The organism is Marinomonas sp. TW1, from assembly GCF_001625355.1.
In the GTDB taxonomy this organism is placed as follows: Bacteria; Pseudomonadota; Gammaproteobacteria; order Pseudomonadales; family Marinomonadaceae; genus Marinomonas.
Genome location: NZ_JSEE01000054.1, coordinates 1 through 347, shown reverse-complemented (window position 1 = coordinate 347; position 347 = coordinate 1). Strand labels below are relative to the sequence as shown.

Below are 347 nucleotides of genomic sequence, written 5' to 3'. Positions count from 1 at the left end.
TGATAGGTTGGGTGTGTAAGTGCTGTGAGGCATTGAGCTAACCAATACTAATTGCTCGTGAGGCTTGACCATATAACACCAAAGTAGTTTTTAGCTGACAACAGCTAAAAGACACATAGATTACGATTGAAGCTGGTTTATCGCTTGATCCACGTTATTTCAAAATGAATTGTTAAAGATCCAAGCAACGTATTCGCGTGTTTTGGTTAACAGAGCAAACAAGCTCATACCAGAACGATACGCAAACCGAATTGCTTGACGATCATAGAGGCGTTGAACCACCTGATCCCATCCCGAACTCAGCAGTGAAAAGCGCCATCGCCGATGGTAGTGTGGGGGATCCCATG

At 44.1% G+C, this 347-nt stretch carries 1 rRNA gene; it reads left to right on the top strand.

Features of this window, described 5'->3' with window-relative positions:
* Positions 1–254 precede the first annotated feature (254 nt).
* Positions 255–347: ribosomal RNA gene (gene rrf, locus OA79_RS17855) — 5S ribosomal RNA — on the top strand; the annotation flags it as partial.